The sequence below is a fragment of the Nocardia coubleae NBRC 108252 genome (assembly GCF_001612805.1).
Taxonomy (GTDB): Bacteria; Actinomycetota; Actinomycetes; order Mycobacteriales; family Mycobacteriaceae; genus Nocardia; species Nocardia coubleae.
In genome coordinates this window covers 528,964-543,424 of the sequence record NZ_BDBD01000011.1, presented here as the reverse complement: position 1 = coordinate 543,424, position 14,461 = coordinate 528,964, and the positions used below count along the sequence as shown (strand labels likewise).

The window sequence follows — 14,461 nt, the reverse complement described above, 5'->3', positions numbered from 1 at the left end:
GAAGACTTCGACGTGGCCGACGTCTTGGCGTGTCTAGGCTGTCGAGCATGACGAAGTCGGGGGTGTCGTCGGAGGCGGTCGAGATATCGCGAACATGGCAGTACGTCATGCGTGCGACAACTGTGGCGTCGTGCTTCGGGATCGCGGTGTTGTTGTTCGAGGTGGTCACCGACTACACCTTGATGGCTCTGCTGCTGGCGGGTGCTGTGCTGCTCGCGGCTGGGGTGGCGTGGATGGTTCTCGCCCCGATCGGTTGCGCGAAGTATCGCGAGTATCGGGCTGTCGTGACCGCTCCGCTCGTGGTGGGGATCGGTGTAGCACTGGTGTTTTCGGGAGTACCGGACCGGCTCGCCTGGTGGTTGTCCGAAGATTCGTTCACGCGTGCTGCGCAGGTGTGCGCGAAGGGTGGGGCGACCTGGTTCGGTGTGATGCACGTCGACAACGTCTATCCATACGACGGCGGGTGCATTTTCGCGATCTACCCCACCGACGGCGGTGTCGCCTACTTCGCTCCCGGATCGACACCGCCGAGCGGACCGCCGCGCCCCTATGAACACGTGTACGAGCGCTTCGCCCCGAACTGGTACCGCTACAGCACACCGATCTTGCACGACTGACTTCCTCCGCTGCCTGTCCACGGGAATTCGGCTGAGCCTCCGGGCATCTCGGGTGCGCGGTAGGGTCCGGGCGTGGCGACGATACGGGAGCTTCAACGGCACGACTGGCGAGGTTCGAGGCCGTGGTCGAGGCGATTGACGATCAGCGCGTGCGTCACAGGTTTCGTTGTCGGCGTCGTGTCTGTCGTGGAAGCCACGTCACCTGATCCGATGGTGTGGTCGGTTGGATGGGTTGTTCTGGTAGGGCTTTCGATCTGGTGGGTGTATCTGGTCATCGGGTTCGCGCCGACAACACCTCGCGGTTTGATGCTGGTCGCGGTCCAGCCGCTGCTGGTCTTCTGCGGGTTCGTCGGTGAGGTCAACAACCTTCCCGAGCGGATCGCGTGGCGCGTCTCGGAAGACGCGATGACTGCCGCGGCCCAGGTCTGCGAGCCTGCTGGAGATCCGCGGTGGATCGGCATGTTCCGAGTCGATGCGGTGCGTCGCGACAGCGACGGAGCGTGCGCCTTCGCCATCGGACAACGAAGTGACACCGACGGCCTCGCGTACTTCGCGCCGGGAACGAACCCACCCGATGACACACAGCAGCGCAGGGCCCACGCCTATTACCAGCCGTTCGACGGCAACTGGTTCCGGTACGAGTTCGCGCCTGGATACATCGACTGAACGGATAATGCTGGGCCGCAGCACAAGTCGAGATCGACCCCGGTCACGGGCAAAGGGCACGGCCTTCCGCGCGGCGGCTGTCACCGGATGTGGTTAGAGTCCGTGGCGTGTCTGTGAATGTCGGTGTCTTCGTGGAGATCTCCGGGTTGCGCGACGATCGGGAGCAGGTGGGGATGACCACGTTGTTGACCGAGGTCGTGCGGGCGGAGCGGTTGGACGACGAAGTGTTCGTGAGTATGCGGGGCGAGGGGGACGACCTTGCCGTGTGCGCCGATTCCGGCGACCACAAGGTGATCTTCGCCGGGTTCTTCCGGTGGCAGGCCGACTTCGAGCGGCGGCTCACGACGCGGGCGACGCAGCTGGTGCCGCATGCGCGGGTGCGCTTCGGGTGGGAGCACGAAGATGATTTCTGATCCACGCGTCGACGGCCCATGGGCCGACCAGCTCCCCGACCCGGTGCCGGTGGTGCATCGAGACCTCGAGGTGCGCGTCGGCGGCTGGGACTTGACGACGCTCACTCGTGAGCACCTCCAGTACTGGGTGGGTTGTATCCCTCTGCAGTTCGGCAACACCTTCATGGTCGTGTCGCGCAAGGATCAACCAGGATTCATCCAGACCTACCGCAACGGCGCTGACGACTACGACCTCGAATTGTCGGACGCACCCCCTGAGGTCAGGCGCACTGTCATCCGGGACGAGGCACAACTCGTCGAGATCCTGTGGGCTTGGCTCGAAGGCGATCGCGAAACGGTCGACGCCCTGGATTGGGGTCCTCTCGAGCAACCGTGACAGACGGGCTGACGAGCAAGGGGTTCGCGAGATACGCGTGGTGGTCAGGTGGGGCTTGCCACCGGGTACCGTTGGGCGGTGAACCCAGCCGACGCGCGACTCCTCAAAGACGGTGACCTCGATACTCGCGAGGAGAACCTGCGGCAGCTGCTGCTGCGAACCGAGAAGGGTGACGCATCGGTGGCGGAAACTCTGCGTGCGCTCGTGCGGGACTATCCCGACTACCACCGGTCGCTGTACAGCCGGGCGCTGAATCGGGCTGGACTCTTCGGCGACGACACTCTGCGCGAGCCGCTGCTCGCCTCCCTTGCAGACACCCGCTACAACTGCCAGGCGTGGGCGGCGATGGGCTGTGCTGCCCTGGGGTTCCACGACGCGGTCCCGGGACTGGTCGCGATGCTCGACCACCCGCAAGACATCGCCCGCGACCAGGCGATCATCGCGCTGGGTGTGCTCGGCGACGAATCGGTGGTTCCGGCCCTCGTGCCCCTGCTGAGGGACTCGAACAGCGGAATGCGCGAGCGTGCCGCCGAAGCCCTCGGCATGATCGGCGGCGACGCTGCACTGGCCGCCCTCTGGGACGAATTCGAGAACCGCCGCTACTACCGCATCGGCTACATCGCCAGCGCACTGTCCGAATTCGCCCCGGAGATCATTCCGCGACTGATCGAAGCCGCCGCGAGCGAGGACCCCGACCAGCGCTACTGGGCGGCCGTCGCCCTCGGCTCGACCGGCGACGACCGCGCGGTGCCGACACTGGAACGGCTGATGGCCTCCGACCGCGGCTCGACGGTGTTCGACGGCATGGTGAGCGTTGCCGCGAAGAAGGGCCTGCGCACACTGCGCCGCATCCAGGCCGCGATCGCCGCCCGCGAATCCTGATCGACCGGCACGTCGGCGCCGGTCCCGCACGGTTCTCCCGCGAGCAGGTCAGCTCCGCGGCAAGTGCGGGTCCATCCAGCGCAGCATCCGATCCACCGAATCCGCGCAGTCACCGTGCGCCCCTGACTCCGCCCATTCGATCAGCGCGGCGAAGGTGGCGGACTGGTAGGCGGTCGCCATGGCCCGGCAGATGGCGGCGGGGGAGTTGGGCAGCCGATCGGCGAGGTAGGCCGAGAGCGTATCGATCCACGGTCGATAGATCCGCGGTGCGGTCGCGGCCAGTTCCGGCTCCGACGAGATCAGCCGCAGCCAATCCGGCGCCAGCTCCTGGATCCGTGGATCGCGCGACACCGATTCGACGATCGCGGTCCTGACCACCACCGCGGGCGCCTCCTCGGCGGCGGCCCCGGCGAGTGTCGCACGCAGCCGCTCCGTCGCCGGTGCGACACCGATCCAGGCGATGTCGGATCGGGACGCGAAGTGTCGCAACAGGGTTCGCGTGCTCACGCCTGTGGCCTCGGCGAGCTCGTTCCAGCCGGTGGTGGCGAACCCACGCTCGGTCCACAACCGCAGCGCACCGGCGGACACGGCCGCGGTGTCCAGCACGGAGGGGCGGCCGGGACGGCGAGCGGCTGGCTGGGTCACGGCGAAAGCCAAACAGTTTTGGCGAAGTGTGTCAATATCGGTGGGCCGTCACCGAAACAGGAGAAAAGTATGGATTTCGTCAACTCGTCCGCGATCGTCACGGGCGGCGCGTCGGGCCTCGGCTTGGCGACCGTGCAGGAATTGCACGCCAAGGGCGCCCAGGTCGTCATCGTCGACCTGCCCTCGTCCAACGGCGCGGCCATCGCCAAGGAACTCGGCGAGGGTGCGGCTTTCGCGGCCGCGGATGTGACCGATGAATCGGCGGTGGTCGCGGCACTCGATGTCGCCGAATCGCTGGCCCCGCTGCGCATCGCCGTGAACTGCGCCGGAATCGGCAACGCGATCAAGACGGTCGGCAAGAAGGGCGCCTTCCCGCTCGCCGACTTCACCAAGGTGATCAACGTGAACCTCGTCGGCACCTTCAATGTGATCCGGCTGGCCGCCGAACGCATGTCGGCCACCGAACCCGTCGGTGAGGAGCGCGGCGTCATCATCAACACCGCCTCGGTCGCCGCCTACGACGGCCAGATCGGCCAGGCCGCCTACTCGGCGTCCAAGGGCGGCATCGTCGGCCTCACCCTGCCGGTCGCACGCGACCTGGCGAGCTTCAAGATCCGCGTCGTCACCATCGCGCCCGGCCTGTTCCGCACGCCGCTGTTCGAGACGCTGCCCGAGGAGGCCCTGCAGTCCCTCGGCGCCCAGGTCCCGCACCCTTCGCGCCTCGGTCAGCCGGCCGAGTTCGCCGCACTGGCCCGCCACATCGTGGAGAACCCGATGCTCAACGGCGAAACCATCCGCCTCGACGGCGCCATCCGCATGGCCCCGCGCTGAGTCGGACTGTGCCGCAAGGCATCCGGCCGCGACGTCTGCGTGGCCGGATGCGGTTCGCCTCGACGTTGTTCAGCGAAGTGCGTTGTCATCTGTCCGTTATCACAACGTTGTGCACTCGAAGCCGGTTGCTATGGTGAGGACGCAAGAGTGTTCGTTCGGATGAAGGAAGACAATGGGAAGCACTGTCCTCGACGTCATCGCTTTGGTGACGAACCGCGCTGCGGAGTTCTGGAACTGGATGGCGACCGGATCGTCGGGGTTCCCGCCGCTGTGATCGGCTGATACACCATATTTGTCTACGAAACCTCCGAAGGCCCTTGGGTTTTCGGGGGTTTCGTGGTTTCCGGGGCGGGTTTGTGTCGTACCCCGGCGCTACCGTTGGCGCACAACCCGAGTCGAGGAGGGTGACGATGACCGACAGTATCGAGGGTGCCAGGGAACGGGCGAGGCGCCCGGAGGATCTGAGCAGACTGGTGGTCGAACGGTTGAACGCCGGCGATGTGGACGGCCTGGTCGAGCTGTACGAGAGCGACGCGGTACTCGCGTTGCCCGACGGTGTTGTCGCCACCGGGATCGAGGAGATCAGGGCCGCCTACGCCCGGCTCGTCGCCGACCGTCCGGTGTTCCAGCCCGGCCCGCAGGCACCGGCATTACGCGCGGGCGACCTCGCGCTCACGTCCTCCCGACTGCCCGGCGGTACCGGGGCGACCGTCGAAGTGGCGCGCAGGCAGCCCGACGGGACATGGCGCTGGATCCTCGATCAACCCAACGTGCTCGGATGAGCGTGGCGCACAACCGTTTCGGTGCGTCAGTTCTGGTTGAGGCCGGTGGAGAGCACGACGACGACCTTCTCGTCGGTGACCTCGCTGACGCGCACGTCCATCCCTTGCGCGGGCTGGGATTCCCCGGCGGGCACGGTCACTTCCTGACCGCCGATGCGCAGGGTGACGATATTGCCGTTCACGGCGACCAGTTCGGCGTCGATGCCGAGTACCGACGCCTTGGCGTTCACGCCTCGGTCGAAGGTCACGGTGCAACCGCTGACGGTGCATTCGGAGGTGGTTCCCGGCCCGGTGACGGTGCAGGCGGTGGCGGAGAGGGGGAGCAGCAGGGCGAACGCGAGGAGCGTGATCCGCCGTCGAACAGACATGCGATGAGTGTAATCGGGATTCGAACCGGCAACGGATCGGTCTCGTCGGGTTGGTCCGTGATCTCGGCGGGGTAGTTCTTTACCGAGAGGGTAGCCAGGCATCGCAGGCGGAGGTGCGAGACATGGACATGAGCGCGATGACGACGGCGAGTCGCTGGTGGTGGCGGCCGGGGTGGACCCCGGGCCGTTCCTTCTACGACTGGCAGGTGATGCCGACGCAGCCCGTCGCCGACAAGCTCGTGGAGATCTTCGCCCCTACTGTGGCGCGGGTGCCCGGTCTCGAACAAGTCGACGCGCCGCGTCTGCGGGTGGAAGTGCAGGGCGTGGGCTTCGTCGACGGGGTGAAGGGCGTCGATCTGGCCCGTCTGGTCGAGGGTTCGCGCAGCCTGCTCGCCGAGCACGCGCCGTTTCCCATCACCTTCGGCCCGCCGGTGGTCGCCGCCGACGGGGTGCGATTACCCATCGCGTTGCCCGAGGAGTTGCTGCGTGTCCGTGAGGACCTCACCCGCGCGTTGACCGACGTCTGGATCCGGGAGCGTGTTCCCGAGTTCGGTGAGCCGTTGCTCCCGTACCTGGCGCTGGCCTACACGAAGACACCGGTGCCGGTCGGCGAGATCGAGAACGCGCTCGCCGCCGACGGGTTCGCCGACTTCACCCTCGACGACACGGTCTCGTCGTTGTCGCTGGTCGAGTTGGTGTGCGAGAACGGCCGGTACGACTGGTCGGAAGTGGTGTCCGCCGAGTTGTCGCGCGACCCGCATCCGCTGCTCGAACGCCTCGGTGCGGGGACCGCGCTGGCCGGTTCGCCGCGCTAGTCCTCGGTCGGCTCGGCCTCCGGTGCCGTCAGACGGACGACACCGGCGTCGAGGTCGAGATCGAGGTGGGGTTCGCGGCCCTGGCCGTCGCTGTCACCGCTGCCCTCGTGCTGCAGCTTCTTGCCAGGAAACATTTCACCCATGATGCCCACGCCTCCACGATAGTCGCGGCAACCACCAGTTCGCCGGTCCCATGAGCTGGACCAGGGCGGGAACCAGCAGCATGCGCACCAGGGTGGCATCGAGGATCAGGGCGATGATCATGCCGATGCCCAGCAGACGCATGGGCGTGAGCGGTGACAGCGCGAACGCGCCGGTAACCAGAACGAGCAACACGGCGGCGGCGGTGATGACCCGGGCCGTCCGCACGGTGCCGACGCGCACCGCCGTCGCCGTGTCCGCGCCCGCGCGGTGCGCCTCGGCCATCCGTGACAGCAGGAACACCTCGTAATCGGTGGACAACCCGAAAACCACCGCGATGATGAGCACCGTCATGCCCGCCGGCAGCGGCCCGTGACTGATGCCGAGCAGGCTCGCACCGTGACCGCCGACGAAGATCCAGGTGAGCACCCCGAAAGTGGCGGCCAAGCTGAGAAACGCCATGGCCACGGCTTTGAGCGGCAGGATCACCGAGCGGAACGCCACGGTGAGCAGCACCATCGTGACCAGCACCATCACCGCGATCATCAGCGGCAGCCGATCCAGGGTCGCGTCCACACTGTCCAGGGTGGCCGCGGTGTCACCGCCTACCTCGACCGTGGTGGCGCCCGGTACGGGCAGCTCGCGGATGGCGCGGACGGCGGCGATGGCCTCTTCACTGCGGTCGGCGTGGGTGAGGAAGACGTGGAGGACGACGAAATCGTCGTCGCGTCCCACCTGGACGACATCGTCGACACCCGCGACGCCGCCGATCGCGTCGAGCGCGCCCGACACGGCCGCCGATTGCGGTGGGCCGTCCAGACCGCGCAGCAGCACCGTCGCCCCGCTCGCCGCCGCGGGGAATTGTGCGGTCAGCTCCTCGACCGTGTGACGCATCGGGCTGTCGGCGGGCAAGGCGCGGTGGTCGATCTCGCCGAGGCGGATACCGGCCAGCGGTGCGGCGAGGACGAGCAGGATCGCGCCGACGGCGATCGTCACCGTTCCCGGCCTGCGTAGCACCGCGTCGACCACCCGACCCCAGAAGTGCTCGGTGCGTGTGGTCGGTTTCGCGCGCCCGACGCGGGCGCCGAAGAGCACGAGCAACGCCGGCAGCACCGTGAGCGACAGGGCCGCGGCCAATGCGACCGCCGCCACCGCGCCGATACCGAGCGAGCGGAGCACGGCTTGCGGGAAGACGAAGGTGCCCGCGAACGCGCAGATCAGCAGCGCCGCCGACACAGCGATCGTGCGACCGGCACTGGCCATCGTCCGGCCGACCGCGGCGCCGATATCCCCGCCCGCACCGTATTCCTCGCGGAACCGGTTCACCAGGAACAGCCCGTAGTCGATGGCCATGCCGAGCCCGAGTAGGGACGCGATATTGACCGCGAAAGTGGTGACCTCGGTGACTTCGGTCAGCAATCGGATGGCACCGAGCGCACCACCGACGGCGAGCATGCCGACCACCACCGGCAATGCGCCCGCCGCGATGCCGCCGAACACCAGCACCAACACCAGAAGTGTCAACGGCAGCGAAATCGACTCGGCCACAACGAGATCACGCTGGGACCGGTCGATGATCTCGGCATTGAGCGCGCTGTAGCCCGACAGCCGGGTTTCGACACCGGGCACCCGCAGGGCCTCGGCGACAGCGGGATAGGCGGCGATGCGGGCGGTGTCGTCACCGGCGGTGTACACCACGGCCACCGCGTGCCTGCGGTCCTCGGAGACCAGGAAGTTCTTGCGCGGCACCACTGCCGACCAGTAACTCTCCACGGGCCGGGCGAGCAGCGCCGGGTCGATGCGGTCGACGGCGGTGCGCACCTGCGGGCCGATCTCGTCGATCGTGCGTCCCTCGGGTGCGGTGTAGAGCGCGACCACATCGGGGCTCTGCGGGCCGAGCTGTTCGGTGACGAAGCGGTCGACCAGGGCGGATTCGCTGCCGCCGTCGATGAACCCGCCCGCACTGAGGCGTTCGGTCACCGTCGCACCGTATGCGGCGCACAACCCGATGAACACCACGACCACGGCGAGGACGGTGCGCGGCCGGGCCGTGACGAACCGGGCGAGTGTGGTCACCGCGCCGAATCCACCACGGGTAGTTCGGCTTCCAGCATCGCGACGATCCGGTCGAGCAGGGCTTCCAGCCGTGCTTCGATCCCGGCACCGTTGCGGGCCGACACGGTGAGCTCGGTGTGGCCGTCGAATTCGGTGAGGCCGAACAGCAACGGCATGGCGACGCTGTGCTGGGGGAGCACGAACAGGCCGGTGGGCCGGAAACCGGGGACCGCGAGGTCGTCGGAGGTGAATCGGCCCATGTGGGAGACGGTGGCCGAGGCCAGGTTGCGGCCCAGCCGCGCGCCGAGCCAGTTCGTCGTCCGCAGCACTGCCCGATTGACCGGGTCCGGGACCAGGGTGATGCGGGTGTTGGCCAGCTGATTCAGTTCCCGCCGCTGCGCGAGCCCGGCTTTGATGTCGTCTTTGACCTGCGTCCAGTCCTGGCCCGGTGCGATGTCGAGGAACAGTGGCAGCGCGAGATTGGCGGTCGAGCGCATCGCCGGATCGTGACGGCGCAGGTCGACGGGCATCATGATCCGGGAAGTTCCCGGGGTCTCGGCGGCCAGCAGGGCGCAGACACGAGCCAGCGCACCGGGTCCCGCGGCCTGTACGCGCCGGTGCCGCAGCAGATGCCGGGCGGTGCCGCGCCGCTGCCTGCCGCGCCCCACGGCGCTGCGGTAGCGCGGAATCATCGGAGTCGGCTTGCCCGGCGCACCGACCCGGTCGACAAGTTGCTGATCGGCCACCGGGTCCGGTTGCGGAACAGGGTCGGCGCCACGCAGCGCGCGCAGCACATTGGTCGCCCACAGCACCATGCCCATACCGTCCATCACGCCGTGGAACACGCGGAATACCAGGGTCGGTGTGGTCGCGGTGAGCAGCAGCACCTCGACGGTGGCATCCGGGGTCGGCCCGATGTCGCTGGTGAGTACCGGATCGGATTCCAGTGCGGGATAACAGAATTCGTGGTCGTCCACCACCCGGACGGCGGGGGCGATGCCGCTGTCCACCCAGATATCGCCCTGCCTGCGCAGCCGCGCGCCCGGTGTCACGTCCGCCGCCGCAGCAACTGCCTGGCGCAAGCGCTGCGGGTCGATCGTGCCCTCACCCGGCACGACGAGCTGCATGAGAAAGGGCGGGGCGAGGGTGCGCATGGGGAAATACATGCGTTCGGTGGTCGTCACGGGTCGACGGAAGACGGAGTCGCCGTTCATGATTGCCTCTCGGGTTTTACCGCAGGTGCCCGGCGAGCGACTCGATGCCGCCCTGGTCGTCGAGCCAGGCCGAGAAGGTGGACAGGCCGGTGGCACGGTCGACGACCGGGCGGTAGCCGAGGTCCGCACGGGCCGCGCGGGTGTCGTAGGTGGCGGTGCGGGTCATCAGGGCGACGGCGTAGCGCGACAGCGGCGGCGACCAGCGCCGCGCGACGGCCGGAATCCGCCACACCGCCTCGATGGCCGCGACAACGGCGGCGAGGACACGCGGATTCGGCCTGCGCGTCGGCCGCTGGAGGCCGAGCCCCTCGGCGACCTCACCGAGGAACCCCCACACATCGGTCTTCTCGGCATCGGCGATGAAATACGCCTTGCCACCGATGTTCTCGGCGCTCAGCGCGAGCAGGCAGGCGTGGACGATATTGTCCACATGGCACAGCGACGCCTCGATCGTCCGGCCGTACGACAGGTCGGGCAGGGCACCGTCGGCGGTGCGGGCGAGCAACCGCACGATCGGGCCCGACCGGTCACCGGCACCCCAGATCGCGCGCGGACGCAAGGCCACGGTGCTGAATTCGGCGGTGTTCGCGGCGAGCACAGCCTGTTCGGCCGTCGCCTTCGTCTCGGAATAGTGATTGAGGTAGCGGCGCGGATAGGGCAGCGACTCGTCGACGTCGATCTGGTCGCCGCCGTCACGGTCCATCAGGGCACTGGGACTGGAGATGAACACGAATCGGTGCGCACCGCCGCGGCGGGCGGCGTCGAGGAGCAGTTCGGTGGCGCGCACGTTCTCCACCCAGAACTGGGCTCGAGTGCCGCGTTCGTCGACGCGGGCCGCGCTGTGGATGACGGCGTCCACACCGTCGGCGGCGCGGCGCAGCGAGTCGGCGTCGGTCAGGTCGCCTTCGACGATCGTGACGGCGTCGCGAGCGGCGCCGAGGTCGTCGAGCACACTGGTGCGCCGCACCAGGATCGATACGTCGTGCGTACCGTCGGCAACCAGGGCCCGCACGATGGCGCCGCCGAGGAATCCGGACGCGCCGGTGACGAGAATCTTCATGAGCTCAGCTTCTTCGTTGCCCAACGGGCGAGTTCTTCGCGGCCGATCTTGGCGTTGTGCCGGATGTCGACCGGGAAGCCGGGGTGGATGAGGAAATCGGTGATCGGTGCGGCGGTGTCGAACGCGGCGGCGCGGTCGCGCAGGCGCAGGTCGACGGCCACCGCATCGGCACCCGGCTCCAGTTCTACACACAGCACCGGCCGGTGCGCACCGGGTTGGCCGACACCGACCAGCGCCGTGCGCGACACACCACGTACAGCGTTGAAGACCTGTTCGACCTGCACGGTGAACATCGGCCCCGCAGTGGTGCTCAACCGCTGGCTCTTGCGCCCGCAGAACCACACGCGGCCCTGCTCGTCGATCCAGCCCAGGTCGCCGGTGCGGTGCCAGACCCGGTCACCATCGGCGATCTTGCCCAGTGCATTGGCCTCGGCGGGCCAGTAGTAGCGGGTGCTCACATTGGGTCCGGCTACGACGATCTCGCCGATTCGGTCGGTGGGTTCGGCGTCGGCGAGATTCTCGATCGGGGCGTCCGTGACGGCGACGAGGCGCACCTCGACATTGTCGGTGGGGCGTCCGATGCAGGTGCCCTCACCGTTCGCGGCCCGTTCGACCAGGCCGTCGAGCAATTCCCGCGATTCGATCGTCGTCATCGGCAGCGCCTCGGTGGAACCGTAGCCCGCGAAGATCTCGACATCGGGGCGCAAGACCTCGCGCAGCCCGGCGATGCACCACGCGGGCACCGGCGCGCCGCCGGAGAAGATGCTGACCAGGGAGTCGAGTTCGACGGGGTGCGCGCGCAGGTGGGCGAGCAGCGGGATCAACACGGCCGGCGACGCGAACATCGTGCGCACCCCGAATTTGGTGATCGCGTCGACCACGTGCGCCGGATCGGTGGAACCGACCTTGCTGGGGATCAGCGGCGGCAGCACACACCGGGAACCGAGCAGCAAGTCGAGTACGCCCACCAGCGGCAGGGTGACCAGCGAGGACTCCGGCGGCAGGTGCCCGCGCGCGGCGTGCACCTGCTCGACCATGGCGGCGAGGTTGCCGTGGGTGAGTTCGACCGCCTTGGCCGGGCCGGTGCTTCCGGTGGTGAAACCGATGATGAGCAGGTCGTCCTCGGCGGCGGGCGCACGGTCGGGCAGCAGACCCGCCGGGGTGCGGCCCCACGATTGCAGGGTGGGTCCGCCCCAGAACCAGCGGCGGCCGACGGTCAGGGTGGTGCGCACCCGGCGGAAGCTGCGCGGGAACAGCACCCGCAGCGCGTGTGCCTGCGGGATCCCGATGAACGCCTCGGCCTCGACCGCGCGCAGGCAGTGCACCATGCGCCGCACACCCATGCCCGGGTCGATCACCACCGGCACCGCGCCGATCTTCAACAGCGCGAACAGGATCGCGTACAGCTCCGGGCTCGGCAGCACCAGCACGATGGTGCGGGTGCCGCTGCCGACACCGGAACTCGTCAGGTGTTCGGCGATGGCGTCGGACCACCGGTCGAGATCGCGGTAGGTGACCCGCCGGTAGTCGGGCATGCCGTCGGCGGTGGTGCCGTCGGGGTAGATCACCGCCGGGCGATCGGGTTCGGTGCGGGCGAATTCGCGGAAGCGGTCGATCGTGGCCCAGTAGGTCGCGGTGGTCACGCGAGGTGCTCCTCGGGCAGCCGGTAGAGGGTCGCCGCGGCCGACGGACCGGCACCGGCACCGACGAACAGAATGTGGGTGAACCCATCGAGAGAGGCGTCCTCGGTGGCGCGCGCGTAGGCCAGGGGCAGCGCGGCGGTGTGCGGGTCGCCGTCGGTGAGATCCGGTGTGCGCACGGCATTCTGGTCCAGGCCGAGGGCGTCGGCGAGGCGCTTGGGGAAGTGCGCGCTCGGGGTGGAGGCGATGAGCGCGACGCGAGCGTCCGGCGCCTCGACCAGTGCCGCGCGACCGGCCTCGGCCGCGACCGCCAGGACCCGGTCCTCGAAATCGGGTTCGCGTTCCACCGTCATGAGGCTGCGCCCGACGGTGCCCATCGTCGCGGTGTCGACGTAGGCCTGTCCGGCCGGCGTGCCGGGTGCGGTGACGGTGTGCACGGGTCCGAAGCCCTCCGCGCCCTCGACGTGCTCGAGCAGCAACGCGGCACCGGCTGTGGCATAGGGGAATTCGGCATCCGCGCGCGAACGGGTGAGCGAGGGATGGGTGTCGCCCGCGACGATCAGCACGTGCTCGGTCCCCGTCGCCAGGATCGCGCCCGCGACCTGCACCGCGTTGACCACGCCGGTCGCGCCGTTCATCAGATCGAAGGAGAAGGTGCGCGGGTCGTTCTTGCCGTAGTCCAGGCCGATCCCCGCGGCCTTCTGGATCATCGCGGCGACGGCGGGTTCCACGGTGTTGGAATCGCGGAAGATGCCGGTATTGATGAGCACACCGACCTGGTCGGGCCGGATCCCGGCCTGCTCCAGGCAGTTACGGGCCGCGCGCCCGCTGTGCTCGACGATGCTGTGGGTGTCGGTCGACCGACTGGTACCGGTGGCTCGGATACGCACGCCCATGACGAACCTCAGACCTTCAGGGAGGAGATGGTGGTGGACAGGAAACCCGCGACGACGCCCGAGGCGGCGGGGACCATGAGAACCTTCGCGCCTGCCTCGATGCCGTCCTGTTCGAGCTGATCGTGCAGCACGATGAAATGCGAAGTGGTCGAGGTGTTTCCGTACTTCTCGATCACATTGAGGTCCGGCGGGATGGGGGCGCCGAACTCGCGGGCGGCCACCGCGTTGATGAAAGGCACGGCCGCGGCACCGAACTGGTGGTGGATGATGTAGTCGAATTCCTCGTCGGCGAAGGTGCGGCCCTGTGCGGCGAGAAACTCGCCCTGGGCGTCGGGCCACAGCTGGAACCTGGCCTCGTTGTGCATCTTGCGGTTGTCGGTGTAGAGCGCCACACCCGAGGACTTGTCGCTCGGCATGCCGAGGCACAGGTGGGAATGCTCTGCGGCCGTGAGCAATTCGATGTAGTGGATCTTGTCGGCATCGTCGACGGCCTGGTCGAGCACGACCGCGCACCCGGAGTCACCGACCGAGAGCGACGCGAACTGCAGGTCGTACTTCTCGGAGATCTCGTTGACCGCCGTCTCGGCGATCGGGGTGATGGACTCCCCGCTGACCACCATGCCGTTGCGCACCACGCCCGCCCGGATCATCCGGTCGAGCAGGTAGGTGCCGGTGAGCATGCCCGCGCAGGCATTGGACACGTCGAAGGTGATGGCACGCTCGGCGCCGAGTTCCTTGGCGATGGTCGAGGCGAAGGAGGGCTCCATGTACATGCGGGTGCCCTCGTTGCTGCGGGTGATCGAGCAGGAGATGATCACCTCGAGCTCGCCCGCCCCGTAGCGTGAGCGCTCGAGACAGTCGCGGGCCGCGTTCACGGCGAGCGTGAAGGAGTCCTCGAGGCTGTCGGGCCGGGTGTCGCGGAACCGGCGCTCCTTGATGCCGGTGATCTTTTCGAGGTCGAAAGCGGGCGGCGTGGCGAGCCGGGAAAGTAATTCCTCGGTCGAGACGATATTCGACGGAAGATACGCACCGATGGATTCGAAACGCGAATGCGACACGA

The 14,461-nt window shown here is 68.2% G+C and carries 17 protein-coding genes; 8 read left to right on the top strand and 9 right to left on the bottom strand.

From position 1 onward, the window contains the following. The first annotated feature begins 47 nt into the window (after window positions 1–47). The 5 genes from NCO8_RS11535 to NCO8_RS11515 all read left to right on the top strand — a co-directional run bounded on the left by NCO8_RS11535 (window position 48) and on the right by NCO8_RS11515 (window position 2,954). The gene (locus NCO8_RS11535) at window positions 48–617 is read left to right on the top strand and encodes a hypothetical protein (protein ID WP_067638837.1); all 570 of its coding nucleotides are present in this window, start codon (window positions 48–50) and stop codon (window positions 615–617) included. Between the two features lie 210 nt (window positions 618–827). After that, window positions 828–1,283, top strand: coding sequence for a hypothetical protein (locus tag NCO8_RS11530; RefSeq protein ID WP_167353272.1), 456 nt, complete (start codon window positions 828–830; stop codon window positions 1,281–1,283). Window positions 1,284–1,390: 107 nt separating this feature from the next. Further along, the gene (locus NCO8_RS11525; protein ID WP_157104882.1) at window positions 1,391–1,696 is read left to right on the top strand and encodes a hypothetical protein; all 306 of its coding nucleotides are present in this window, start codon (window positions 1,391–1,393) and stop codon (window positions 1,694–1,696) included. After that, complete coding sequence (locus NCO8_RS11520) at window positions 1,686–2,072, top strand: hypothetical protein (RefSeq protein WP_157104881.1); 387 nt, start codon at window positions 1,686–1,688, stop codon at window positions 2,070–2,072. The genes NCO8_RS11525 and NCO8_RS11520 overlap by 11 nt, the downstream gene beginning before the upstream one ends. A 78-nt stretch (window positions 2,073–2,150) precedes the next feature. Then, window positions 2,151–2,954 (top strand): HEAT repeat domain-containing protein, encoded by an 804-nt coding sequence (locus tag NCO8_RS11515; protein ID WP_067638826.1) that lies wholly within the window; start codon window positions 2,151–2,153, stop codon window positions 2,952–2,954. A gap of 48 nt (window positions 2,955–3,002) precedes the next feature. Here the strand turns inward: NCO8_RS11515 and NCO8_RS11510 are convergent, their stop codons facing one another. After that, the gene (locus NCO8_RS11510; protein WP_067640013.1) at window positions 3,003–3,599 is read right to left on the bottom strand and encodes a TetR/AcrR family transcriptional regulator; all 597 of its coding nucleotides are present in this window, start codon (window positions 3,597–3,599) and stop codon (window positions 3,003–3,005) included. A 69-nt stretch (window positions 3,600–3,668) separates the two neighbouring features. Between NCO8_RS11510 and NCO8_RS11505 the strand changes: the two genes are divergently transcribed. Together NCO8_RS11505 and NCO8_RS11500 are read left to right on the top strand one after the other, a co-directional pair. Further along, the gene (locus NCO8_RS11505; RefSeq protein ID WP_067638824.1) at window positions 3,669–4,430 is read left to right on the top strand and encodes a 3-hydroxyacyl-CoA dehydrogenase; all 762 of its coding nucleotides are present in this window, start codon (window positions 3,669–3,671) and stop codon (window positions 4,428–4,430) included. Between the two features lie 410 nt (window positions 4,431–4,840). Further along, window positions 4,841–5,212 carry a YybH family protein gene (locus tag NCO8_RS11500; RefSeq protein WP_067489281.1) on the top strand — a complete coding sequence of 124 codons (372 nt, stop codon included), beginning with the start codon at window positions 4,841–4,843 and terminating at the stop codon, window positions 5,210–5,212. Window positions 5,213–5,238: 26 nt separating this feature from the next. Here the strand turns inward: NCO8_RS11500 and NCO8_RS11495 are convergent, their stop codons facing one another. Beyond that, a complete protein-coding gene (locus NCO8_RS11495; RefSeq protein ID WP_067489284.1) occupies window positions 5,239–5,580 on the bottom strand; it encodes a hypothetical protein in 342 nt (113 codons plus the stop codon). A gap of 122 nt (window positions 5,581–5,702) precedes the next feature. Between NCO8_RS11495 and NCO8_RS11490 the strand changes: the two genes are divergently transcribed. Next, complete coding sequence (locus tag NCO8_RS11490) at window positions 5,703–6,395, top strand: 2'-5' RNA ligase family protein (protein ID WP_067638821.1); 693 nt, start codon at window positions 5,703–5,705, stop codon at window positions 6,393–6,395. On the opposite strand, the gene NCO8_RS31825 is transcribed toward NCO8_RS11490, so the two are convergent. Genes NCO8_RS31825 through NCO8_RS11460 form a run of 7 tightly spaced genes read right to left on the bottom strand, consistent with a single transcriptional unit; the run spans window position 6,392 to window position 14,459 of the window. Then, complete coding sequence (locus NCO8_RS31825; protein WP_167353271.1) at window positions 6,392–6,538, bottom strand: hypothetical protein; 147 nt, start codon at window positions 6,536–6,538, stop codon at window positions 6,392–6,394. The two genes, NCO8_RS11490 and NCO8_RS31825, sit on opposite strands and share 4 nt — an antisense overlap. Beyond that, entirely contained in the window at window positions 6,531–8,612 is a 2,082-nt protein-coding gene (locus tag NCO8_RS11485) for an MMPL family transporter (RefSeq protein WP_067638819.1), read from the bottom strand. The genes NCO8_RS31825 and NCO8_RS11485 overlap by 8 nt, the downstream gene beginning before the upstream one ends. Next, complete coding sequence (locus NCO8_RS11480) at window positions 8,609–9,775, bottom strand: peptide synthetase (protein WP_245655317.1); 1,167 nt, start codon at window positions 9,773–9,775, stop codon at window positions 8,609–8,611. Before NCO8_RS11480 ends, NCO8_RS11485 begins: the two co-directional genes overlap by 4 nt. 46 nt (window positions 9,776–9,821) lie before the next feature. After that, complete coding sequence (locus tag NCO8_RS11475) at window positions 9,822–10,865, bottom strand: NAD-dependent epimerase/dehydratase family protein (RefSeq protein ID WP_067638813.1); 1,044 nt, start codon at window positions 10,863–10,865, stop codon at window positions 9,822–9,824. Next, a complete protein-coding gene (locus NCO8_RS11470) occupies window positions 10,862–12,508 on the bottom strand; it encodes a fatty acid CoA ligase family protein (protein WP_067638811.1) in 1,647 nt (548 codons plus the stop codon). Before NCO8_RS11470 ends, NCO8_RS11475 begins: the two co-directional genes overlap by 4 nt. Then, entirely contained in the window at window positions 12,505–13,401 is an 897-nt protein-coding gene (locus tag NCO8_RS11465) for a hypothetical protein (RefSeq protein ID WP_067638810.1), read from the bottom strand. The genes NCO8_RS11470 and NCO8_RS11465 overlap by 4 nt, the downstream gene beginning before the upstream one ends. An 8-nt stretch (window positions 13,402–13,409) precedes the next feature. Next, a complete protein-coding gene (locus NCO8_RS11460) occupies window positions 13,410–14,459 on the bottom strand; it encodes a 3-oxoacyl-ACP synthase III family protein (RefSeq protein ID WP_067638808.1) in 1,050 nt (349 codons plus the stop codon). Window positions 14,460–14,461: the final 2 nt, after the last annotated feature.

Excerpts from the sequence above, each read along its gene's own strand:
- NCO8_RS31825 (WP_167353271.1), bottom strand. The coding sequence starts at position 6,538 with ATGGGTGAAATGTTTCCTGGCAAGAAGCTGCAGCACGAGGGCAGCGGT.
- NCO8_RS11535 (WP_067638837.1), top strand. The coding sequence starts at position 48 with ATGACGAAGTCGGGGGTGTCGTCGGAGGCGGTCGAGATATCGCGAACA.
- NCO8_RS11505 (WP_067638824.1), top strand. The coding sequence starts at position 3,669 with ATGGATTTCGTCAACTCGTCCGCGATCGTCACGGGCGGCGCGTCGGGC.
- NCO8_RS11475 (WP_067638813.1), bottom strand. The coding sequence starts at position 10,865 with ATGAAGATTCTCGTCACCGGCGCGTCCGGATTCCTCGGCGGCGCCATC.
- NCO8_RS11465 (WP_067638810.1), bottom strand. The coding sequence starts at position 13,401 with ATGGGCGTGCGTATCCGAGCCACCGGTACCAGTCGGTCGACCGACACC.
- NCO8_RS11495 (WP_067489284.1), bottom strand. The coding sequence starts at position 5,580 with ATGTCTGTTCGACGGCGGATCACGCTCCTCGCGTTCGCCCTGCTGCTC.
- NCO8_RS11490 (WP_067638821.1), top strand. The coding sequence starts at position 5,703 with ATGGACATGAGCGCGATGACGACGGCGAGTCGCTGGTGGTGGCGGCCG.
- NCO8_RS11520 (WP_157104881.1), top strand. The coding sequence starts at position 1,686 with ATGATTTCTGATCCACGCGTCGACGGCCCATGGGCCGACCAGCTCCCC.
- NCO8_RS11500 (WP_067489281.1), top strand. The coding sequence starts at position 4,841 with ATGACCGACAGTATCGAGGGTGCCAGGGAACGGGCGAGGCGCCCGGAG.
- NCO8_RS11530 (WP_167353272.1), top strand. The coding sequence starts at position 828 with ATGGTGTGGTCGGTTGGATGGGTTGTTCTGGTAGGGCTTTCGATCTGG.